Source organism: Mucilaginibacter sp. PAMB04168, from assembly GCF_039634365.2.
GTDB lineage: Bacteria > Bacteroidota > Bacteroidia > Sphingobacteriales > Sphingobacteriaceae > Mucilaginibacter.
Map to the genome: position 1 here is coordinate 858,939 of NZ_CP155079.2, position 22,863 is coordinate 881,801.

Consider the following 22,863-nt stretch of genomic DNA (forward strand, 5'->3'; position numbering starts at 1 on the left):
TAGAACCCTACTTTTACGTTCTATTAACTGTCAAAATAACAATTAATAGCTAACCATGACTGATAGACCTCAATATGTAATCGGTGTTGATTACGGTTCTGACTCTGTACGCTCGGTAATCGTAAACGCTGCCGACGGCAAAGAACTAGCCACCTCTGTATTTTACTACCCGCGCTGGCAAAAGCAGCTGTATTGTAACGCTGCAAAAAACCAGTTTCGCCAGCATCCGCTCGATTATATAGAAGGGCTGGAACAAACCATTAAAAATTGTATTGCTAAAGCCGGCCCCGAAGTGGCTGCCCAGGTAAAAGCTATCGCTGTTGATACCACAGGTTCAACTCCTGTAGCAGTAAACAAACAAGGTGTTCCCCTAGCACTATTGCCGGAGTTTGAGCAAGAGCCAAACGCCATGTTTGTGCTTTGGAAAGACCATACCTCGGTACAGGAAGCGGCCGAAATTAATGCACATGCCACAAAGTTTGATACGAATTACCTGCAGTATGTTGGTGGTATTTATTCATCGGAGTGGTTTTGGGCTAAGTTGCTGCATGTTTTGCGGGTTGATGAACGTGTGCGCGAAGCTACCTATTCATGGGTTGAACATTGCGACTGGATACCTTTTCTGTTAACCGGTGGAACGGAAGCTGATAAGATAATGCGAGGCCGCTGTTCAGCCGGGCATAAAGCTTTATGGGCCGAGGAGTTTGGTGGTTTGCCACCCGATGAATTCTTTTCATCGCTCGATCCGCTATTGAAAGGATTTACCGAACGTCTGTATAAAGACACTTATACGTCTGATGTATCTGCAGGCAATCTAAGTGCTGAGTGGGCTGGTCGCTTAGGCCTTTCCACTGAAGTAGTTATAGGCGTAGGTGCTTTTGATGCACATATGGGTGCTGTAGGCGGGCAAATTGAGCCTTATCACCTGAGCAAGGTAATGGGTACATCAACCTGCGACATTTTGGTGGCTCCTAACCGCGATATGGAAGGCAAATTGGTTAAGGGCATTTGCGGACAGGTTGACGGTTCGGTTATACCAGGCATGGCTGGTTTGGAAGCTGGTCAGTCGGCTTTTGGCGATACTTATGCCTGGTTTAAAAATCTGGTGGCGTGGCCGCTCGAAAGTCTTTTGAGCAATTCCACTGTGATTGATACGCAAACTGCCGAAGCCTTAAAAGAGGAAATGATAGGCAAAATTATACCTGAACTTAGCAAACAAGCCGCAGCCCTACCGCTCGATGAAAAAGCCGAACTGGCCATCGATTGGTTTAATGGCCGCCGTACGCCCGACGCTAACCAGTTGCTCAAGGGAACTATAACCGGTTTGGGCTTGGGCAGCGATGCTCCGCGTGTGTTCCGCGCACTGGCTGAAGCGACCTGCTTTGGCGCACGTAATATTGTAGAACGTTTCAGAAGTGAAAGCGTGCCGGTTGAAGGTATTATTGGCATAGGCGGTGTGGCAAAAAAATCGCCTTATATTATGCAAATGATGGCCGATGTATTACAGATGCCGATCCGCATACACCAGTTTGAGCATACCTGTGCTTTAGGCGCAGCCATGTTTGCTGCTACCGTAGCCGGTATATACCCTAAGGTTGAAGAAGCTATGGCCGCCATGGGCGGAGGCTTTGACGTGGAATACCAACCAGAAGCTGCTAATACAGAATTTTACGACAAACGTTACCAGCAATATTTAGCTTTAGGAGCGTTTACTGAAAAGTTAGTTTAAATCAGTTCTGTCAATACAGTTGACTAAAGGAATCTAAAAACGAAAAGTGATATCCAAAAAATAAAAATGAGTTATCAACACATACAACAAGCCGCTTACGAAGCTAATATGGAGCTGCCCAAACTGGGCTTGGTGATCTTTACTTTTGGCAACGTTAGCGCAGCCGACCACAGCCAGGGCGTGTTTGCGATTAAACCAAGTGGTGTGCCTTATGAGGACCTTACACCCGATAAAATGGTAATTGTTGACTTTGACGGCAATACCGTTCAGGGCACGTTAAGGCCATCGTCAGATACCAAAACACATGCGGTATTGTACAAAAACTGGCCTGAGATTGGCGGCGTATGTCATACGCACTCTACTTACGGTACGGCTTGGGCGCAATCGCAACGCGATATTCCAATTTTTGGAACTACCCATGCCGATTATAATACGGTAGATATCCCTTGCGCGCCGCCTATGATAGACGAGTACATTAAAGGCGATTACGAATACCAAACCGGTTACCAGATCATGGATGTATTTCGTGAAAAAGGGCTGGATTATAAAGAAGTGGAGATGGTGCTAGTAGGTAACCATGCACCCTTCAGCTGGGGTAAAACGGCCGCTAAAGCGGTACATAACAGCGCAGTTTTGGAGGCTATAGCCAAAATGGCGTTGCTAACCGAGCAAATAAATCCGCAGGCACCACGTTTAAAAGATGCTCTTATCCGCAAGCATTACGAGCGCAAGCATGGGCCGGATTCGTATTATGGACAAAGTTGATAGTAACCAAATGCCAGTTGCCGGTAGCCTGTGCTAAATATAATTATAAATACCAATAAAAACATCTGGCCTTTTACCTCAGTGTCTCAGGCCTCAAAAAACAACTCATGATAAACTTAAAAGAATTAGAAGTATGGTTTGTTACCGGTAGCCAGGATTTGTATGGCGAGGATACGCTAAAGCAGGTTGCCGAACATTCGCAAGAAATTGCCCGTGGTTTGGACGCTACGCCACAAGTGCCGGTTAAAGTGGTGTTTAAACCCACTGTAAAATCATCAGAAGAGATTTACAACCTGATACAGGAAGCTAACGTAACCACTAACTGTATTGGTTTAATTACCTGGATGCATACGTTTTCGCCCGCTAAAATGTGGATTCGTGGATTGAGCATCCTCAAAAAGCCGGTATTGCACTTGCATACTCAATACAATAGTCAAATTCCATGGTCGAGCATTGATATGGATTTTATGAACCTGAACCAGAGTGCCCACGGCGACCGCGAGTTTGGTTTCATGATGTCGCGTATGCGTTTGCGCCGCAAGGTGGTTGTAGGCCATTGGCAAGAGCAGGAAGTAGCCGAGCAGATTGCTGTTTGGGCACGTGCTGCAGCTGGCTGGCATGATTGGCAAGGTGCTAAATTTGCCCGCTTTGGCGATAATATGCGCTACGTAGCCGTTACCGACGGCGATAAAGTAGAGGCCGAATTACAATTTGGCTTCTCAGTAAATACTTATGGTATCGGCGATCTGGTGCAGGTTATCAACGCACTGGACTACTCGCTGATTGATCAGCAGATTGCTGAGTACCATGACCTGTACGACGTAGCGCCTGAATTGCAAAAAGGCGGCAATCAATACCAAAGTTTAGTGGAGGCTGCTAAAATTGAAGTAGGCTTGCGTACGTTTTTAAAACAAGGTGGCTTTAAAGGTTTCAGTGATACTTTCGAAGATTTGCACGGCATGGTACAGCTACCCGGTATCGGTGCGCAGCGCCTGATGGCAGAAGGCTACGGTTTTGCCGGTGAAGGTGACTGGAAAACTGCGGCCCTGGTACGCGCTATGAAAGTAATGGGTGCTGGTTTGCCAGGTGGTAACGCCTTTATGGAAGATTATACCTACCATTTTGACGGCAACAATTCTATGGTATTAGGCTCGCACATGCTGGAGGTTGACCCTGCTATTGCTACAGGTAAACCCAAAGTCGAAGTACACCCCTTAGGTATTGGCGGCAAGGCCGACCCTGTGCGTTTAGTATTTAACGTGGCCGGTGGTGCTGCGTTGAATGCTTCTATTGTAGATATGGGTAACCGTTTCCGCATGATAGTGAACGAAGTTGAAGCTGTTGAGCCTGAGCATGACCTGCCTAAACTGCCGGTAGCCCGTGTATTGTGGAAACCATACCCGGATATGAAAGCTGGTTGTGCAGCCTGGATATATGCCGGTGGTGCACACCATACCTGCTACAGCCAAAATTTAACTGATGAGCACCTGCACGCCTTTGCCGAAATGGCGGGCATTGAGTACTTGCTCATTGGTAAAGAAACCAAACTGCGCGAGTTCCAAAAAGAAATTGCCTGGAATGATGCTTATTACAAAATGATTAAATAAGCCAAAACTTATACTCCTAAGAAAAGCCACTGTGCCTAATTGCACAGTGGCTTTTTTTGTATATTGTAACGCAGATAGATATAAATAACATAAGCCCAATTATGAAAAGAGCGCTTCTTACTTGCTTACTGGTTTCATTTTTTAGTTATTGCTTTGCCCAGGGTATAGTTGGAGATTGGTACGGAACTTTGAAAGTTGGTGATACAGGAATTCCGTTGGTATTTCATATTGTAAGAGCTGGCAAAACTTATACGAGTACAATGGACAGTCCTAACCAGGGAGCAAAGGGGCTGCAAACAGGTAGCACCACGTTTTTGAATAATCAACTTGTTATTGATGCGGCGCAATATGGTATTAAGTATACAGGCGCTTACCTGGCCGATAGCAGTAAAATAAACGGCACCTTTAGCCAGGGGGGCATGCAACTTCCGCTTGTTTTAGCAAATAAGCAACAGGCTGCGGTAACTGCGCTTCCTGCACGTATGCAAGACCCTAAAGATTTTCCTTACAAACAAGAGCAGGTTGCTTTCGAGAGCCCTAAGGCCGGTGCTAAACTGGCTGGTACCTTAACCCTGCCCGCTGATGGTAAAGTATCGAAAGTTGTAGTGCTGATTAGCGGGTCGGGCCCGCAAAACCGCAATGAAGAAATAACACAATATAACCATCGGCCGTTTCTGGTTTGGAGCGACTGGCTCACCCGCCAGGGCATAGCCGTGTTGCGGTATGATGACCGCGGCGTTGCCGAATCTACAGGTAATTTCCAAACTGCTACCAGTGCCGATTTTGCCGATGATGCTGAGGCAGCCGTTACCTACCTGCAATCAAGACCGGATATGGCGGGCGTAAAAATTGGTTTGGTAGGGCATAGTGAGGGTGGTTTAATTGCCCCTATGGTTGCAAGCCGTAATGAGGCAGTCAAGTTTATAGTATTGCTTGCCGGTCCGGGTGTTCCTATTACCGAGTTAATGGCTCAGCAAACGGCAGACCTTACCCGCCAGGCCGGAGCTTCCGAAAAAATGGCAAAGATGAATGCAGCTACTAACGAGAGGTTATATAATGCGGTTAAGAATAATCCAAATTTGCCAAAGAAGGAACTGGAAGTAAAACTTGCTGCTGTTTTAAATGAGGAATGGAAAAAGTATCCGTCAAACGCCTTAGGTAAAGCAAAATTACAGGATATTATTGATGCCAGTATTAAGACGGTAACTACGCCTTGGTTCAGGTACTTTTTGGGTATGGATCCCATTCAATATTTAAAAAAAGTAAAGTGCCCGGTGTTAGCCCTTAACGGTACGCTGGATATGCAGGTAAACAGTGAGGCCAACTTGGCGAGTATTCGCAGCAGTTTGCAAAAAGCAGGCAACACTCATCATCAGGAAGTACCCATGCCGCAAATGAATCATTTTTTTCAGAAAGTAAAGACAGGCTCTACCGACGAGTATGGAAAAACAGAAGAAACAGTAAACCCACTTGTGTTACAAAAAGTGTCTGATTGGATAAAAGCAACGCGGTAAGGCCTTAATTATTGATTAAGTTCTTAACTTCACCGACAAGATTATTTGTTTATATGTACAGATTTTTATCCCTATTCGGTTTAGTTATTTTAGTTGCAATGGTTGCTTGTAACAAAGGTAAGGAAGATGTCACTACAAGGAAACTTGATAATAATGAAACCTCCGCGTTAATAATGGATGGCATTAGGCCACAACTCACCGGAACCTGGCATATGAAAGAGGTTGCAATCTCTCCATTTGCTCCTGGTACGAATGAAGTAGGTATTTATAAAGACACAGTTCTTAAAGATTTCGCCAATCTTGAAATTACACTCATTAAATACGAGACCCCTTTTGATAAATTATACAATGACGTATCCGGAAGTCTTAATTACAAAAATAAAAGATACGAGGTAGGTTTCCGGCTCCTTGCTTACAATCGTTATTTGCCTAAAAAAGTGGGTCCCCAAGCGAGTGCGTTATTTGAATTTCGATCTGTTATTGTTGGCACACGTCCAACGGAGCCAGAAGAACTTAATTTGCAACACTTAGGACTAATTGGCGAAAATTATAACATTGAAATAAGTGCGGATGGAAAAACAATGACTTGGAAAGGACAGAGCAGAAGTGTTAAAAACATACTATTCACAAAGAGGTGACTGTATATAAGCGCAGTGCTGTACGTGTAGAAAAAGTTTAGTAAAATTATTAAAGTCTGTAATCAACTGGCCCAAACCAGCGTCTAATTCAAAACTAAACTACAAACACTATGAAACTAATAGCCAAAACTATGATAATTGCTGCACTTACTGCAGGTGCGGGTCAAACTTTTGCCAAGCCAGCACCGGTAAGCAAGATATACCTTATAGAAACACAGGATCGTCATTTGTCGGGCTTTTCAGCTGTAAGTGTGGCCGGTTCGTTTGATGTTTATATTATGCAGGGTGGCAGCGAGTCGGTTAAAGTGGAGGCTGATGACGACGTAATAAATAATATCATCACCGAAGTAAAAGGCGGGGTATTGAAAATCTATACCAAAAACCAGGGCTTTAACTGGAACTGGGGCGATAAAAAGCGTGTAGTACACGTTACAGCTAAAAATCTGAACGCCATCAGTCTTTCGGGTTCTGGTGATGTGTTTTTTAAGGACGGTATTCGGGCCCAGTCATTAGCTTTAAGTTTAAGCGGTTCGGGCGATATTACGGGTAAAGTAGAGGTAACAAACCTAACCAGCAGTATAGTGGGCTCGGGCGATATTACGGTTATTGGTCGTGCCGAAACTTCCACCTCAAAAGTTTCAGGCTCGGGTGATTTTACAGCTAAAGGCTTGCTTACTACCAATTCTATTGTAAAGGTACTAGGCTCGGGCGATGCAGTTGTTAACGCCAGTCAAAAAGTAGATGCCGCAGTAACCGGCAGCGGCGACATCCGTTACACCGGCGGTGCTAAGCAAATCTCAACATCTAAAACCGGTAGCGGCGATATCAGCAGATATTAAAAAAATTAATCAAGATCCTTGCATTACGGATGTTCCATCTGGCGCGAGCCTCTTATTAAGCACCCTGATCATCAATTTTACAAAAGTTTATTGACGAATTTTATGTCAGTGAGGTAAACACTGTTAAATGCCAAAAAGTAAAAGGATTAGGCTTTTTTAGGGGGCAAAGTGTTCCGCCAAAAGTAGCTGAAACAGCCTATCTGTACTCCGTTTTATTTGACTGCAGGCTCATTGCAGTAATTGAAAAACACCAAAAGCACATCTTATGATGTGCTTTTGGTGTTTAGTATGTTCGGTTAAAATAATGCGGTAGGCAATCCGTCTAAGCTTACCCTGTTCTTCTCCTGGCGGTATTCGGTCAGGCCCTCCTCGCCTTTTTTCTCGGCCCATCGGTACGAAAGGTCTCGCTCGCCGGTGTACTCAAAAAAGGGTACGCCAAAACCGCATGAGGTTTGTACTTTATGCACATCAATAACGATGATTTGCCGGGTAGATAGCGGTAGATTATCAAACAAGGCGGCTAATTCTTCCCATTCGGCATGGCTGGGTAGTACGGTGCGCCCTTTGCCGTATAAGCGCAAAATAAGCGGCGGCCCCTCAAAAGAGCAAAACATTAAGGTAATGCGTCCATTTTCTAATATATGTGCCGATGTTTCGTTGCCGCTGCCGGTTATATCAAGGTAGGCAGCCTGTGTTTCGTTCAGCACGCGAAAGCTATCCAGTCCCTTTGGCGATACATTAACATGGCCGTCGGCGCTCAATGGAGCACTGGCTACAAAATACATTTTTTGTTTTTCAATAAACTCCCGGTGCTGGGGTTGTATACGGTCAAAAAACTTTCCCATGGTGTGTTGATATGTTCAGGAACGGCAAAGGTATGCATTATATAATAATTTCATTTTCATGATGTTATTACTATATTCAATCAGCCGCTTTTATGAATAAACCTTAACCCATGCAACCTGCACAAACCTTGAGTACACCATGGCCTTCGGGCCAAAAATGGGCATTCCGCTTTGCCATCCTGTTTTTCATCCTTTTTATCTTTTTTAACCCCAACGGAGCGGTACCATTTCTGGAGATTTTTTATAATTATTACATACAGCCCATGCACGGCCTGGTGGTTTGGGCCGGTACCCATATTTTTCATTTTCCAGAACCCATAACCACCTTTACCAATGGCAGCGGCGATACCACTTATGATTACCTGGTACTTCTATTTTGTGTAACAGTAGCTTTAGTGGGGGCCACGGTATGGTCGGCCGTAAATAGGCAGGCCTGTAATTACGATAAGCTGTATTATTGGTTAAACGTTATACTACGGTTCTATTTAGGCATTACCATGGTCTCTTACGGGGCGGTAAAGGTAATTAAGCTGCAATTTCCAGCACCCGGGCCGGCGCGCTTGCTGCAAACCTACGGCAGTTCATCACCAATGGGCTTGGCTTGGACGTTTATGGGATACTCCAAAGGCTATAATTATTTTACCGGCTTTGCCGAGTTAAGCTGCGGTTTGCTATTGCTGTTCCGCAAAACGGCTTTGCTGGGTGCGGTAATAGCGCTGGTGGTATCGGCCAATATTATGGCTATTAATTATTGCTTTGATGTGCCGGTGAAAATCCTGTCGACCATGATGGTGGTAATATGCCTGTACCTGCTATCAAAAGACTTTGCCCGCTTTATCAACTTCTTTTTTTTAAACCGGTTAGCGCAGCCCGCTAACTTAAGTCCTAAACGTTTTACAAAGCGATGGATGAATATTACGCTGATAAGCCTCAAATACCTGCTTATTGCTTTTGTAACTGCGAGTACGGTAGAGAACTGTATACAAGGCTTTAAACTTTACGGAGACGATGCGCCCAAGCCGCCCTTAACAGGCCTGTATAATGTCGAAACTTTTGTGACCGACGGCGATACCCTGGCGCCGGTGCTTACCGATGCTATCCGCTGGCGCAGGTTAAATATCAGCGCCTTCGGTAACGCACAAATCTATGTCATGAACGATAGTGTTGAAACATACAAACTTCTTACCGATACCACCGTTAAGTCGCTTGGGTTTTATGAGCAGGATCAGAATCATCGGCAAGTATTGTATTACACGGCCGTAAAGCCCGGTTTGCTCTTGCTTAAGGGGAAGTTATATAATAATAACATAGAAGTTACCATGCGCAAAATAGAATCGAAAGACTTTCTGCTCATGAACCGTGGCTTCCATTGGATAAATGAGTATCCGTTTAACCGGTAAGTTTTGTTTATTTGCATCAGCGGCCTACCAACGGCACTTTTTCTTTAAAATGAATACATCAATCAAAATATTTTTGCTGGCGCTAACCTCAGCTTTTATATCATTAACAGCCTCGGCACAGCTGCTGCAAAAGAAGCCTGCCTATACCCGGGCCGATACTTTACGCGGTATGCTTACGCCGTTGCGCACCTGTTACGATATTAATTACTATCACCTTGATGTGAAATTCGATATAGATCAGCAGTACATTAGCGGCAGCACACAGTTTAAGTTCACATCAACACAGGCTTTTACCAAACTGCAATTTGATTTGTATGCCAACTTAAAGGTAGATAAAGTAATATACGGCACGCAAGAACTGCCCTTTACCCGCGAGGAAAATGCCGTTTTTGTGACTTTCCCCAAGCCTGTTGCCAAAGGCAGCAAAGATGAGTTTACTGTGTACTACTCGGGTAAGCCTACGGTAGCCAAGCGTGCGCCCTGGGATGGTGGCGTGGTGTTCACGCGCGATTCTACGGGTAAGCCTTGGGTAGCTACGGCCTGCCAGGGGGCCGGTGCCAGTATTTGGTGGCCCACTAAAGACCACCAGGCCGACGAGGTGGACAGTATGCTCATTAGTATCAGTGTACCAAAGAGGTTAAAAGATGTATCGAACGGCCGGTTGCGTAAAACTACAGAACTGCCCGGTGGCTACACCCGGTTCGACTGGTTTGTAGCTAATCCTATTAATAATTATGATGTTACCGCCAACATAGGCGATTATACCCACTTTGATGATGTTTATAACGGCGAGAAAGGAAAACTAACACTGGATTACTGGGTGCTGCCTTATCACCTGGAACTGGCCAAAAAGCAGTTTGGCCGTGATGTGAAACCCATGCTTAAGGCATTTGAGAACTGGTTTGGCCCATACCCCTGGTATGAGGATGGGTACAAGCTGGTAGAAACCCCGCACCTGGGTATGGAGCACCAAAGCGCCGTAGCCTATGGCAATAAGTTTCGCAACGGTTACCTGGGGCGCGATTTGTCGGGCACGGGGCGTGGCTTAACTTGGGATTTTATCATCGTGCACGAAAGCGGGCATGAGTGGTTTGGCAACAATATCACCTCCAAAGACATTGCTGATATGTGGATACACGAAAGCTTTACCAATTACTCCGAGTCGTTATTTATTGAAACTTATTACGGTAAGCAGGCCGGTTTGGAGTATATAGAGGGTCTTCGCAAAATCATACAAAACGATGAACCCGTTATTGGGCCGTACAATGTGAATAAAGAGGGCTCGGGCGATATGTATCCCAAAGGCGCTAACTTGCTGGGTACGGTGCGTGCTATTATCAGTGATGATGACAAATGGCGCAGTATTTTGCGCGGGTTGAACAAAACGTTCTATCACCAAACGGTTACCACCGAGCAAATTGTTAACTATATTAGCCAGCAAGCCGGGCAAAATTTTACGCCCATTTTTGACCAATACCTGCGCTATACTAACATTCCCGAACTGAATTTAAAATACGAGAATAACAAAGTATACGCCAAGTGGACGGCCGACGTAAAAGGCTTTACCATGCCCGTTAAGCTGCGTAAAAAAGGAGGTGAGTATTATCTGGTTAAATTAAATACCGAGTATGCACCTGTAAATATGCCTGGCTTAACCCAGGATAACCTGGAGGTGGATACGCAGGAGTTTTATATAAGGATGAAGTAGCAGCCTCTCCCAACCCCTCCCCGGGAGGGGTGGGTTTAATTACGGTATCAATAAAATCCCTGTCATCTCGAACGTAGTGAGATATCTTTTCGAACTGACAGGCTTATCGCTTTGAAAAGGTTTCTTGCCATGGCTCGAAATGACGGCTTGATTTGGAATCTTCTATAAGGGCAGATTTAGAGGGCTAATTCCTAAATGCCTACATTTGCCCTGATTATTGGTTTAAAGCATGTTTAATACTACCCTCAGTAAAAATACTTCTGCTAAATACATTACGTATTTTATACTGGGGTGGACGGTGCTTAACCTGCTGCAGGCTGCCACGCTGGGCATTCACTCCGATGAGGCTTACTACTGGATGTATTCCCGCTTTCTGGATTGGGGCTATTATGATCATCCGCCTATGGTGGCCTTGTTTATCCGGATGGGGGATGCCCTCATACCAAACGAACTAGGCTTGCGGTTAATGACCGTTATCAGCAGCAGTTTGTCGGCTTACTTATTGTGGTTAATAGCCCGCCGCTACCAGGCCGATGCACGGTGGTTTGTGATTTTATTTTGCGGTGTGTTTGCCTTTAATATTTACGGCTTTACCACCACTCCCGATGCGCCTTTGCTTTTATTCAGCGTTTTATTTTACTACGTATACCAACAATATTTAGAGAAAGACAGCTGGCCGCTGGCACTGCTGCTGGGTGTGGTTATAGCCCTGTTACTGTATAGCAAGTATCATGGCGTTTTATTGCTGTTTTTTACGCTGCTGGCCAACTTAAAAGTGTTAAAACGGTTAACGTTTTGGGTGATACCTGTGCTAACTGTATTGCTGTATTTGCCGCATATATTATGGCAGGTTAATCATGGTTATCCATCAGTTAACTATCACCTGTTCGAGCGTTCGTCAGCGGTGTATGAATTTTCGCGCACTTTACAATATATTCCGGCGCAGTTACTGATGGCTGGTCCGCTGGTTGGATGGCTGTTGTTCTATTACAGCTCGCGGGTAAAAGTTAAAGATGCTTTTATACGCTGCCTGGTGTTTAATGCGGCAGGTATGTTTATCTTCTTTTGGCTCAATACCGCCAAAGGCAACGTACAACCCCACTGGACGCTTATTGGCTTTGTGCCTTTACTGCTGCTGGTACTCATCAAGCTTAAACAAACCATTGTACAGCCGGTATGGGCGTATCGCCTGGCGTTTATTAATGCAGCCATCATTATACTATTCAGGGTGATGCTTATAGCCGGAGTGCCGTTCGTGAAAAACCTGCCCACCGTAAAAAATTATTTTTACCACGATGAATGGGCAGCTCACATCAAACAAAAAGCTGGAAATAATTATGTGATTATGCCGTTAGGCTTCCAACCGGCGTCTAAATACAATTACTATACCCGCAGCCTTAAAGGCTTTTCGTATGATGTATTTGACTACCGCCGTACACAGTACGAGCTGTGGCCCATTGAAGATAGCCTACAGCATAAAAAAGCCTATTACCTGGTTACCTACCCGCTGCATGGACCGGGAGTAGATAGTATAAACACCAAGCTTGGCATGTGGTACGGCAAGTGGGTAAACAATGTGCGCACGTATCAAAAAATCGATATCCTGTCTGACCGGTACAAAGTTACCGCCAGGCCCGGGGAAGCGGTAACTTTTAAGCTGCAACTGGTTAATCCGTATAGCTATACGGTAAACTTTGGCGGTATTCGGCAAAAAAATAGCACCGTATTACGTGCCTGTTTTTATGAGGGCGAAGAGCAGGCCATATTAAGAAGAGCCGAACCAAGCTTTAATCAATTAATCATCCCCTCACACCAAAAGGCTAACTATACCCTCACCGTTAAGGCGCCTAATGTCAAAGGAAAGTATGATTTGATCTTTTCTATCCGTACCACGCCTTTTCCAGGGGGGCGTAACAGCCGTATTGTTACTTTTACCGTTCAATAACTTATCCACTTAAATGAATAAAAAGTTTTACTTCGTTATCTTTTGCTTACTGCTTGCCCGCCTTGCGCAGGCGCAGCAAAGTTTAGATATTCATTTCAACGGCCTCGGCTTTTTAGATAACCGCGAATACCAGGCCTACACCGAGCGCTCGCGCACTTACTCGGGCACCCGTTTAGCGCTGGATCTGGGCCTTAACATGGATAGCCTTAACCATTTTATAGTGGGTATAAACGGTATACATGAGTTTGGCGCCAAGCCTTACTTTTTAAAAGTGGATCCGGTGGCCTATTACAAATTTGAAAGCAGCAAATGGTTGTTCAATGCCGGTATGTTTCCGCGGGCGGGGTTGCTTACTAACTATCCACGCGCTATACTTAATGATACCCTGATGTATTATCGTCCTAATGTAGAAGGGTTGTTAACCCGCTACCAGGGTGCGCATGGCAATATTACTTTATGGCTTGATTGGGTAAGCCGCCAAACCAATACCGATAGGGAGCAGTTTCTGTTTGGTGCATCGGGTAAGTATTTGCCTAACCAGTTAGGGCCGCTGTATGCCTCTTACTACTTTATGTTATTACATGATGCCGGAGCGGTTGTTACCGTGCCAAACGATCATATACGCGATAACGGTGCGGCGCAGGTAAGATTGGGCTACAACTTTGGCAAACACACAATGTTCGATTCGCTTTCTGTTGAAGTGGGCGGCATGATGTCGCTGGAGCGGGTGCGTACCGGCGAGGGTGGTGGCTGGAGAAAGCCTTTGGGCTTGGTGGCCAGTGCCTATGCCAGCTTTGGGCGTTTTGCCTTGTTTGATGAATTTTATAAAGGTGATGGTCATCACGTAACCTACGGCGATGCCTTTTATGAAAAGAAAATATACAACCGCCTGGATATTATCTATACGCCGTTTTTATTTAAGCATGTAAAAGGTCAGTTCATCCTGAGTTTACACCAATCGCCGGCGCATTTGAATGATAATCAGGAAGCCTTTAGAATTGTATATGACCTGGGGCGGAAAAACCTGGTCAGATTTAAGGATGACAACTAACTAAGTAGATATACCTATGGAAACTCCCAAAGTTTGTGAACACCTGGCCGCAATAAAAGAGGTTAAAGTGGCAGCTAAGCACGTTTGTGAAGAATGCGTTAAACAAGGCGATACCTGGCTGCACTTGCGTACCTGCCAAACCTGCGGCGTAACCCTTTGCTGTGATTCATCGCCCAATAAGCACATGACGCAGCATTTTCACCAAACACAGCACCCGGTGGTATCATCGGCAGAGCAGCATGAATGGTGGCTGTGGTGTTATGTAGATGAAGACTTTGTGGAGTATTAGCCTGCAGGCACTGCTGATCTATAGAAAAATAAGCGGCAGAAATAAATGTTAAAACAACGCTTCCTGCTAATCTTTACCAAAATATTACCCGTAATATAGCGGGTAATATTACCTTTGAACAACAACAAAATACATTACTGTTATGCAATATGATGTTATCGTTATAGGTTCGGGCCCGGGTGGTTATGTGGCTGCCATACGTGCTGCCCAACTGGGTTTAAAAACGGCCTGTATTGAAAAGTACAGCACTTTTGGCGGTACTTGCCTAAACGTAGGCTGTATCCCGTCAAAAGCCCTGCTCGACTCGAGCGAGCACTACCACAATGCGGCGCACACTTTTAAAACCCACGGTATTAACCTGGATAACTTAAGCGTTGATTTTGCCCAGATGGTAAACCGCAAAAATGAAGTAGTTGCACAAACTACCGGCGGTATCTCCTTCCTGTTCAAAAAGAATAAAATTACCTCTTACCAGGGTATGGGTTCTTTTAAAGACAAAAATACCATTGTTATTAAGAAAGATGACGGCAGTGAAGAAATCATTACCGGTAAAAGTGTAATTATAGCCACCGGCTCAAAACCATCGAGCCTGCCGTTTTTGCCTATCGATAAAAAACGCATCATCACCTCAACCGAGGCTTTAAACCTGCCCGAAGTACCTAAGCACCTGGTGCTGATTGGCGGCGGTGTTATTGGTTTGGAATTAGGCTCGGTATATGCCCGTTTAGGCGCCAAGGTATCTGTGGTTGAATACATGGATGCTATCATTCCAACTATGGATAAGCAACTGGGTAAAGAACTGCAAAAAAGCCTGCAAAAGCTGGGTATGGAGTTTTACCTGGGTCACAAAGTTACCGGTGCATCGGTAGAGGGTGAAGAAGTTACCGTAACTTTTGATACCCCTAAAGGCGAAAAGAAAGAGCTGAAAGGCGATTACTGCCTGGTTGCCGTTGGCCGTGTGGCTTATACCGACAGCTTGGGCCTGGAAAATATTGGTATAACTGTAGAAGAGCGCGGTCGTAAAATTGCGGTTGACGAGCATCTGGAAACCTCTGTAAAAGGCGTTTATGCCATTGGCGACGTGATACGCGGTGCTATGCTGGCCCACAAGGCTGAGGATGAAGGTACATTTGTAGCCGAAATTATTGCCGGCCAAAAACCGCACATCAACTACAACCTGATACCAGGTGTGGTTTATACTTGGCCCGAGGTGGCAAGCGTAGGCCAAACCGAGGAGCAACTGAAAGAAAAAGGTGTTAAATATAAATCAGGCTCATTCCCATTCAAAGCCAGCGGCCGGGCACGTGCCAGTATGGATATTGATGGTTTTGTTAAAGTACTGGCCGATGCCGCTACCGACGAGATATTGGGCATGCACATGATTGGTCCGCGTGCGGCCGATATGATAGCCGAAGGCGTAGTAGCCATGGAGTTCCGTGCCAGTGCCGAGGATGTAACCCGCATGAGCCATGCGCACCCAACCTACACCGAAGCCATCCGCGAAGCCTGCTTAGCCGCTACCGAAAACCGGGCTATACATATTTAGTGAATAGTTATTGGGGATTAAGTTATTAGAACCCAATTTTAATAATATAGAGGTTGCAGGTTTGTACTGCAACCTTTTTTGTTGATGGATGTTTGTTGAATTAAGATAGAGGCTGGTGTTTGGAGATTGTTACCATCGTGAGCAAACCCATCAGCAATGACAGCTTTTTTTAGCTCAAAAATACTCCGTTCTATTAAGACAGATATACATGACCACCATTCTTTCCATAATCATCGTCCTCTTAACCATAGCCGCTATGGAAGCCTTATCCTGGTTTATACATAAATACCTGTTTCATGGGCCGCTTTGGTTTATACATAAAACCCACCACCAGGAACGCCACGGCTGGTTTGAGCTAAACGATGTTTTTAGTATGGGCTTTGCAGCCTTATCTTTATGGCTGATGTGGGAAGGACACCGGACGTTCGACTACCGCTTTTGGATAGGTATAGGCATAAGTGTGTACGGCATGATCTATTTTATCTTTCACGACTGGTTTATACATAATCGCTTTAAGTCATTTAGAACAACTAATAAATATTTGCTGAGCATCCGCCGTGCTCATAAGATTCATCATAAATCGACAGAGAAAAACCCATCAGAAGAATTTGGTTTACTGGTGGCAAGTAAGAAATATTTCAGAAGGTAGGTTGTTGATGGGTTTCTATTTAATGGCTCTATAGTATATTGCCTTATAAGTTGGTCATCTTCATAGACCTTGATTTTGGGAACGGTTGGCTGAAACTTCATAATGCCTTCTGATCGCTCACTTTTCTTTCTAATGTACTGGCTGAATGGATGAATATACATTCACCTACAATATTGATTCGTTTTAGAGATAGCATTAAAGAAGGTATTTAGTACTTGATTTAACAAATTTAAATAAATCACCTATATGATTATGAGGTTGTTTATCATGCAATGATGGAGGTCTAATCAAGATAAAATTCCGAAATTCGCCCTCCGACATCCGATATCAAAACTATGCTGCACATTCAGGAAAACGTTTCGCTTAAAAAATTTAACACTTTTGGTATTGAGGCCCTGGCCCGGTATTTTGTGGAAATTAACCACGAGCAGGATCTGGTTGAATTATTTAGCGATAACCGTTGGCTTACAGTTGAACGCCTTGTGATGGGCGGCGGCAGCAATATGTTGCTCGTAAACGATTTTAGCGGACTTGTTATTCGCCTGAACATACAAGGCATTACCCAGCAAACCGAAGGTGATACCGTTTTTGTAGAAACTGGTGCCGGCGAGGTGTGGAACGACCTGGTAATGTATTGTGTAGAGCGTGGCTTTGCCGGCATGGAAAACCTGAGTTTGATACCAGGCTCGGTAGGTGCATCGCCTATTCAAAATATTGGTGCATACGGGGTGGAGTTAAAGGATGTATTTGAAAGCTGTAGGGCCTTTGAGATTGTGACCGGGCAGTTTAAGACATTCGGTAAAGAAGACTGCCAATTTGGTTACCGCGAGAGTGTATTTAAATCGGCCCTCAGGGGGCAGTATATCATCACTTCGGTAAAGTTCAAGCTGTCGCTCACGCCTCAATTAAATATAAGCTATGGAGCCATTGAGCAGGAGCTGGCTAACCGTGGAATCACACAACCAACTATTAAAGACGTATCGCAGGTGGTATCGGCCATACGGGTTTCTAAACTGCCCGACCCGTCTACTATTGGCAATTCCGGAAGCTTCTTTAAAAATCCGGTTATTCCGGCAGCACAATTCCAAAAATTATACGAACAACATCCGGCTGTTTCCTACTACCCCGCAGGAGAAGGCTTTGTGAAACTGGCAGCCGGCTGGCTCATTGAGCAGTGTGGCTGGAAAGGCAAAGCCATTGGCCATACCGGAACCTGGAAGAATCAGGCCCTGGTATTAGTTAACCACGGTGGTGCTACAGGTAAAGAAGTGTATGATCTGTCGTCGCAAATCATAGACAGTGTGTATACCAGGTTTGGTGTAATGCTGGAGCGCGAAGTGAACATTATTCAGTAAACCTTACACTTCTGTACCATTATTCCGAAAATCTAAACAATTCGTACAGTATTGTATTCAAACAAGAAGACAATGATTTGTAACTAATAATTAAATTTTAGTCTAATTGTTTAATTGATGTTAAATAATTGTGTTACAGAAATTTAATGTTCTTGTTTTTGTTTTTAAAAAGCGCATTTTCTTTTAAATACGGCGGTTTATGAGCTTAGTAAACTAATTTGTTATTTGGCACCGGGCCAAAACGGTATCATGTTTGCCAATGTATCTGTACAAAACTTTAACAGATAACAGAATGACAAAGATTGAGTTTAACACCATGGTTCTGCGCCAAGCCAGTTCACTACGTTCATACGCACTGCACTTCACTCATGACGCAGACGATGCTAACGACCTTGTTCAGGATACAATGTTGAAGGCTATAACTTATTACAATAAGTTTAAAGAAGGCACCAACTTAAAAGGATGGTTGTATACCATCATGAAAAACACTTTTATCAATAACTACCGCCGCTTTGTAAAGATGAGCACTTTTGTAACCAAGTCAGAAGAAATCTCATCGGCTAACTTAGTATTCAGTTCAACTAAAAACCAGGGCGAATCTAAATTCGTGATGGATGATATACGCCGTGCTTTAGACCGGTTACCAGAAGATTATTATGTGCCTTTTACCATGTACTTCGAAGGTCATAAATATCATGAAATTGCCGACCACTTAACTATCCCAATAGGTACGGTTAAAACCCGCATCCACGTAGCACGTAAACTTTTAAAGAAAAATCTGAAAGCTTATGATAACGGTGTTAAAAAACCAATCTACGCTGAAGAAGAATAATCTGTATATTTAAACTCAATATAACTGATAACGAAGGCTCGCTTTAATCAAGCGGGCCTTTTTTGCTTTGATTTACAATAAGTGTTCTCTCAAAAAAATGAGCATTCTTCCGAACCGATAGGCTTACCGGTTAAGACTCGAAATAGCAGGGTGGAAATCTGACTGTGTAAATAACACGCTTCAACCTTTAAGCATCTTTATGGCCTCTTTAGCCGCTACCTGACCCGAAATCAATGCCGGCGGCACACCCGGACCGGGTACTGTCAGTTGGCCTGTATACAGCATATTTTTAATCTTTTTAGCACGCATAGCTGGTTTTAGGAATGCGGTTTGCAAAAGCGTGTTAGCCAAACCGTAGGCATTACCTTTAAAAGAATGATAATCGGCCTTAAAATCATTCATAGCGTAGCTGCGCTTTACTACGATATTGTTACGAATACTTTGGCCGGTTATAGCTTCGAACCTATCCAGCATCAGGCTGAAGTATTTTTCGCGCAAGGTTTCATCATCATGCAGGCCAGGCGCCAAAGGCATTAAAAAAAACAGGTTCTCACAACCTTCAGGTGCTACGGTGCTGTCGGTTTTAGATGTGCACGATACATAAAATAAAGGTTTGCTTGGCCATTGCGGTTCACTGTATATTTCTTTTGCATGCAGCTCAAAGTCCTCGTCAAAAAACAGGTTATGGTGCTGTATATTATCTACCCGTTTGTTAACACCTACATAGTAAAGCAAACTTGAGGGCGACATGGTACGGCTGTCCCAGTATTTGCCGGTATAATTTTGATGGGCATTATCTATCAAGTGCTGGTCAACATGCTCATAATCGGCACCGGCTATTACAAAGTTTGCGGTAAGCATACCTTGCGTAGTTTGCAAACTGGTAACACTGCCATCGGTAATATCAATTTTGGTAACTTCTGTATTTAACTTAATAACCACACCATAGCTCTCGGCCATTTTTACCATGGCTTTCACTATCTCGTGCATACCGCCCTGCGGGTACCAGGTACCCAAAGCTAGGTCGGCATAATTCATCATGCTGTACATAGCTGGGGTATTTTGCGGCGTAGCACCTAAAAACAGTACGGGAAATTCGAGCAGCTTAACCAGTTTAGGGTTTTTAAAGTACTTACGCACATGCTTGCTCATGCTGGTAAGCAACTGTATGCTCAGGCTCTTTTTAACCAGGTTAAAATCAAAGTATTCAGTTACCGAATGCGAAGGTTTGAACACATATTCGCCCATACCAACCCTGTACTTGTATTCGGCCTGGTCCAAAAACTCTTGCAGGCATTTGCTACTGCCAGACTCTATTTGCTCAAATACATTCTTCAAAGCATCCATACTTGCCGGTACATCCAGCACGTCATCTTTGCCATAATAAACACGATAGCCGGGGTCGAGCCTGGTAAGTTCGTAAAAGTCTGACGGATGTTTATGGAACAGGGCAAAGTAGTTTTCAAAAACATCTGGCATCCAATACCAGCTTGGACCCATGTCAAAAGTAAAGCCGTCTTGCTGCCAAATGCGGGCACGGCCCCCAGGTTGGTCGTTTTTTTCGAGTATGGTAACCGCGTAGCCTTCTTTCGCCAGTACGGTAGCTGCTGCCAGGCCGGCAAAGCCTGCACCTATAACAATAACCTGTTGTTTGTTCATGCCGTGTTTACAAGTACAAATAAAGCAATTTGTTTGATACCGGTACGAAACAAGTTTGGCCCAATTTGTGTACATTTGGTATAAACTTGCACTAAGTGATGAATTTATTTGATGAAACCTGCTTTGAATGCAGTAAAATAATTACCACCAAGTACAGTACATCCTTTAGCAAGGGTATAATGGCCTTTGATAAGCGTTTTCGCTATCCCATATATGCTATCTACGGTTTTGTGCGGTATGCCGATGAGATTGTAGACACATTTCACGATTATGATAAGGCCAAACTTATAGCCAGTTTCAGGGCCGAAACATTTACGGCCATCAGCCAAAAGATAAGTTTGAACCCGGTATTGCAGTCTTTTCAGCAAGTGGTTAATCAATACAATATAGAGGGTCAGCTTATAGAGGCCTTCTTAGACTCCATGGAAATGGACCTTGATAAAACCACTTATGATCACGATAGCTACAATAAATACATTTACGGTTCGGCCGAGGTAGTCGGCTTGATGTGTCTGCGCGTTTTTTGCGAGTGCAGCGAAGATACTTATCAAAAGTTGGTGCCTATGGCCAGGAGCCTGGGCGCTGCTTTCCAAAAAATTAATTTTTTGCGGGATGTACGGGCTGATTATGAAGAACGAGGCCGGACTTATTTCCCGTTTATTGATTTTAACCGTTTTAGCGAGCAGGATAAGCTTGATATTGAAGTAGATATTCGCAAAGATTTTGATGATGCATTCCAAGGCATTAAACTATTGCCCAACGGTACGCGTTTAGGTGTATATATTGCTTATATTTACTACCGGCAGCTGTTTAAGAAAATAAGCCGCACGCCGGCGAGTGTTATTATGCAAAAGCGTATTCGGGTATCTGATACGCACAAAGTGGCTTTATATTTTAAGGCTGTTTTGCATCAAAAGCTAAAAGTAATTTAATGAAGGTAAGGTATTTTATTGTTGCGCTGCTTATTTGCATAAGCGGTATTATCCAGATAGCCCTAGCCGACATACCTGAACCCAAAGTGCTGCGCAAACAATTACTGGTAGCGCTTGATAGACGCAGCCTTACCGACTCGCTGTACAACAGCCTGGCAGCAACTACTAATAAATCGCCCATACTTACCTGTTATTTTGGTGTGGTGCAGGCGCTGAAAGCCAAGCATGCCTGGAATCCCTATTTTAAGGTAAAACACCTTAATGACTCCGAAAAGACTTTGCAGCAGGCTGTAAGCCGCGAGCCCGATAATATGGAGATTCGCTTTATGCGTTTTTCGATTGAACACAATGTGCCTGGTTTTTTGGGTTATGGCAAGCACCTTACTGATGATAGAAACGAAATGATTAAACAGCTGGAGCGTAAGTACTACGCCACAGCAGACCATGAAGTGGTCGTCACGATCATCAAGTTCCTGCTTGATTCAAAACGGTGTACGGCCGAACAGAATCAAATACTGCATAAACAGTTAGCTGCTTTAAAGTGAAATACGCCTATCTCCTCATAAATTTTTTAACCATCATCTTCCCTATACTGCTATCGTTTGATAAGCGGGTGGCTTTCCATAAAAGCTGGAAATTTATATGGCCCGGCATGGCTATCACCGGCCTGATGTTTTTGTTTTGGGATGTGCTGTTTACCATTAAAGGTGTTTGGTCTTTTAACCCAGAATATATCACCGGCATTCGCTTTTTTGAGCTGCCTTTAGAAGAGATATTGTTCTTTTTAACGGTGCCTTTTTCGTGTATTTTTATATATGCCTGTTTAAATTATTACGTTACCTGGTCGGTGCCGCAAAGGGTGAGTGAATGGATATCCAACCTCATCATTATTTTAAGCCTGCTTATGCTGGTTACTTACTATAACAGGTTATATACGCTGGTTACCTTTGGCCTGTTGCTGGTACTAACGCTAGTGCTGCAGTATGGCTTTAAGGCACAATGGTTAAATCGTTTTTACATGGCCTATGTGGTGTCGCTTTTGCCTTTTTACATTGTAAACGGTGTATTAACGGCTGTGCCTATCGTTATATATAACAATGCTGAGAACATTGCCAAGCGAGTAGGTACTATACCGGTTGAAGATCACTTTTACTCTATGGCCTTACTGGTAATGAACATTGGTTTCTTTGAATATTTTAGGAACAAGCAAAAAGCGATACAGGCATGAACGGCTTACCTCAATACACACGCTCGCAATTAGCCCTGCGGAACGGGCAGGATAAGCCCGAGATATGGGTGGCTTATTTTAATATTATTTATGATGTAACCGAAAGCCGCCTTTGGTTAAACGGCAAGCACTACGAGCATTGGGCCGGGCAGGATTTAACTGAAGAGTTGGCCGAAGCCCCGCACACCCATGAGGTGTTTGAGCGCTTTACAGCAGTAGGTGTGTTGAAGTAGAGGGAAAAGATTTACGTTATTAGAACCAAATGTCATTCCAAGCGATAGTGAGAGAGGTCTATTTGCTTGAAAAGTTTTCTCTTAGTAAGCTTTCTCACT

Annotated in this window: 21 protein-coding genes; 19 read left to right on the forward strand and 2 right to left on the reverse strand. The window is 44.1% G+C overall.

Going from position 1 to position 22,863, the window contains the following annotated elements:
* The first annotated feature begins 55 nt into the window (after window positions 1-55).
* From ABDD94_RS03710 to ABDD94_RS03735, 6 genes are all read left to right on the forward strand, one after another.
* Complete coding sequence (locus tag ABDD94_RS03710; RefSeq protein ID WP_345954739.1) at window positions 56-1,729, forward strand: ribulokinase; 1,674 nt, start codon at window positions 56-58, stop codon at window positions 1,727-1,729.
* Window positions 1,730-1,795: 66 nt separating this feature from the next.
* Window positions 1,796-2,494 (forward strand): L-ribulose-5-phosphate 4-epimerase, encoded by a 699-nt coding sequence (locus ABDD94_RS03715; protein WP_345949059.1) that lies wholly within the window; start codon window positions 1,796-1,798, stop codon window positions 2,492-2,494.
* A 107-nt stretch (window positions 2,495-2,601) separates the two neighbouring features.
* Window positions 2,602-4,101, forward strand: coding sequence for an L-arabinose isomerase (gene araA / locus ABDD94_RS03720; RefSeq protein WP_345954740.1), 1,500 nt, complete (start codon window positions 2,602-2,604; stop codon window positions 4,099-4,101).
* Between the two features lie 101 nt (window positions 4,102-4,202).
* Window positions 4,203-5,615: an alpha/beta hydrolase gene (locus ABDD94_RS03725; protein ID WP_345954741.1), complete on the forward strand. Its 1,413-nt coding sequence runs from the start codon at window positions 4,203-4,205 to the stop codon at window positions 5,613-5,615.
* Between the two features lie 53 nt (window positions 5,616-5,668).
* The gene (locus ABDD94_RS03730; protein WP_345954742.1) at window positions 5,669-6,253 is read left to right on the forward strand and encodes a hypothetical protein; all 585 of its coding nucleotides are present in this window, start codon (window positions 5,669-5,671) and stop codon (window positions 6,251-6,253) included.
* A gap of 110 nt (window positions 6,254-6,363) precedes the next feature.
* Window positions 6,364-7,092 carry a head GIN domain-containing protein gene (locus ABDD94_RS03735; RefSeq protein ID WP_345954743.1) on the forward strand — a complete coding sequence of 243 codons (729 nt, stop codon included), beginning with the start codon at window positions 6,364-6,366 and terminating at the stop codon, window positions 7,090-7,092.
* Between the two features lie 296 nt (window positions 7,093-7,388).
* Here ABDD94_RS03735 and ABDD94_RS03740 read toward each other — a convergent pair whose 3' ends face one another.
* Window positions 7,389-7,937 (reverse strand): pyridoxamine 5'-phosphate oxidase family protein, encoded by a 549-nt coding sequence (locus ABDD94_RS03740; RefSeq protein ID WP_345954744.1) that lies wholly within the window; start codon window positions 7,935-7,937, stop codon window positions 7,389-7,391.
* A gap of 110 nt (window positions 7,938-8,047) precedes the next feature.
* Here ABDD94_RS03740 and ABDD94_RS03745 point away from each other — a divergent pair, with 110 nt between their 5' ends.
* The 9 genes from ABDD94_RS03745 to ABDD94_RS03785 all read left to right on the forward strand — a co-directional run bounded on the left by ABDD94_RS03745 (window position 8,048) and on the right by ABDD94_RS03785 (window position 18,712).
* Window positions 8,048-9,337, forward strand: a complete 1,290-nt coding sequence (locus tag ABDD94_RS03745) for a hypothetical protein (RefSeq protein ID WP_345954745.1) — start codon at window positions 8,048-8,050, stop codon at window positions 9,335-9,337.
* A gap of 49 nt (window positions 9,338-9,386) precedes the next feature.
* Window positions 9,387-11,045 (forward strand): M1 family metallopeptidase, encoded by a 1,659-nt coding sequence (locus tag ABDD94_RS03750; RefSeq protein WP_345954746.1) that lies wholly within the window; start codon window positions 9,387-9,389, stop codon window positions 11,043-11,045.
* A 229-nt stretch (window positions 11,046-11,274) separates the two neighbouring features.
* Window positions 11,275-12,990 carry a glycosyltransferase family 39 protein gene (locus tag ABDD94_RS03755; RefSeq protein WP_345954747.1) on the forward strand — a complete coding sequence of 572 codons (1,716 nt, stop codon included), beginning with the start codon at window positions 11,275-11,277 and terminating at the stop codon, window positions 12,988-12,990.
* A gap of 13 nt (window positions 12,991-13,003) precedes the next feature.
* Window positions 13,004-14,041, forward strand: coding sequence for a hypothetical protein (locus tag ABDD94_RS03760; protein WP_345954748.1), 1,038 nt, complete (start codon window positions 13,004-13,006; stop codon window positions 14,039-14,041).
* A 16-nt stretch (window positions 14,042-14,057) separates the two neighbouring features.
* Window positions 14,058-14,330 (forward strand): UBP-type zinc finger domain-containing protein, encoded by a 273-nt coding sequence (locus tag ABDD94_RS03765; RefSeq protein ID WP_345949049.1) that lies wholly within the window; start codon window positions 14,058-14,060, stop codon window positions 14,328-14,330.
* 142 nt (window positions 14,331-14,472) lie between these two features.
* Window positions 14,473-15,876 carry a dihydrolipoyl dehydrogenase gene (gene lpdA, locus ABDD94_RS03770; protein WP_345954749.1) on the forward strand — a complete coding sequence of 468 codons (1,404 nt, stop codon included), beginning with the start codon at window positions 14,473-14,475 and terminating at the stop codon, window positions 15,874-15,876.
* A gap of 208 nt (window positions 15,877-16,084) precedes the next feature.
* Window positions 16,085-16,525: a sterol desaturase family protein gene (locus ABDD94_RS03775; protein WP_345954750.1), complete on the forward strand. Its 441-nt coding sequence runs from the start codon at window positions 16,085-16,087 to the stop codon at window positions 16,523-16,525.
* 335 nt (window positions 16,526-16,860) lie between these two features.
* Entirely contained in the window at window positions 16,861-17,880 is a 1,020-nt protein-coding gene (gene murB, locus ABDD94_RS03780; RefSeq protein ID WP_345949046.1) for a UDP-N-acetylmuramate dehydrogenase, read from the forward strand.
* 292 nt (window positions 17,881-18,172) lie between these two features.
* Window positions 18,173-18,712 carry a sigma-70 family RNA polymerase sigma factor gene (locus ABDD94_RS03785; protein WP_345949045.1) on the forward strand — a complete coding sequence of 180 codons (540 nt, stop codon included), beginning with the start codon at window positions 18,173-18,175 and terminating at the stop codon, window positions 18,710-18,712.
* Window positions 18,713-18,892: 180 nt separating this feature from the next.
* On the opposite strand, the gene crtI is transcribed toward ABDD94_RS03785, so the two are convergent.
* On the reverse strand, window positions 18,893-20,371 hold the full coding sequence (crtI, locus tag ABDD94_RS03790) for a phytoene desaturase family protein (RefSeq protein ID WP_345954751.1): 1,479 nt from the start codon (window positions 20,369-20,371) through the stop codon (window positions 18,893-18,895).
* Window positions 20,372-20,469: 98 nt separating this feature from the next.
* On the opposite strand from crtI, the gene ABDD94_RS03795 reads away from it, so the two are divergent.
* The 4 genes from ABDD94_RS03795 to ABDD94_RS03810 are packed head-to-tail and all read left to right on the forward strand — an operon-like array spanning window position 20,470 to window position 22,764.
* Window positions 20,470-21,303: a phytoene/squalene synthase family protein gene (locus ABDD94_RS03795; protein ID WP_345954752.1), complete on the forward strand. Its 834-nt coding sequence runs from the start codon at window positions 20,470-20,472 to the stop codon at window positions 21,301-21,303.
* On the forward strand, window positions 21,303-21,848 hold the full coding sequence (locus ABDD94_RS03800) for a hypothetical protein (protein WP_345954753.1): 546 nt from the start codon (window positions 21,303-21,305) through the stop codon (window positions 21,846-21,848). Before ABDD94_RS03795 ends, ABDD94_RS03800 begins: the two co-directional genes overlap by 1 nt.
* Entirely contained in the window at window positions 21,845-22,531 is a 687-nt protein-coding gene (locus ABDD94_RS03805) for a lycopene cyclase domain-containing protein (RefSeq protein ID WP_345949041.1), read from the forward strand. The genes ABDD94_RS03800 and ABDD94_RS03805 overlap by 4 nt, the downstream gene beginning before the upstream one ends.
* On the forward strand, window positions 22,528-22,764 hold the full coding sequence (locus tag ABDD94_RS03810; protein WP_345954754.1) for a cytochrome b5 domain-containing protein: 237 nt from the start codon (window positions 22,528-22,530) through the stop codon (window positions 22,762-22,764). Before ABDD94_RS03805 ends, ABDD94_RS03810 begins: the two co-directional genes overlap by 4 nt.
* Window positions 22,765-22,863: the final 99 nt, after the last annotated feature.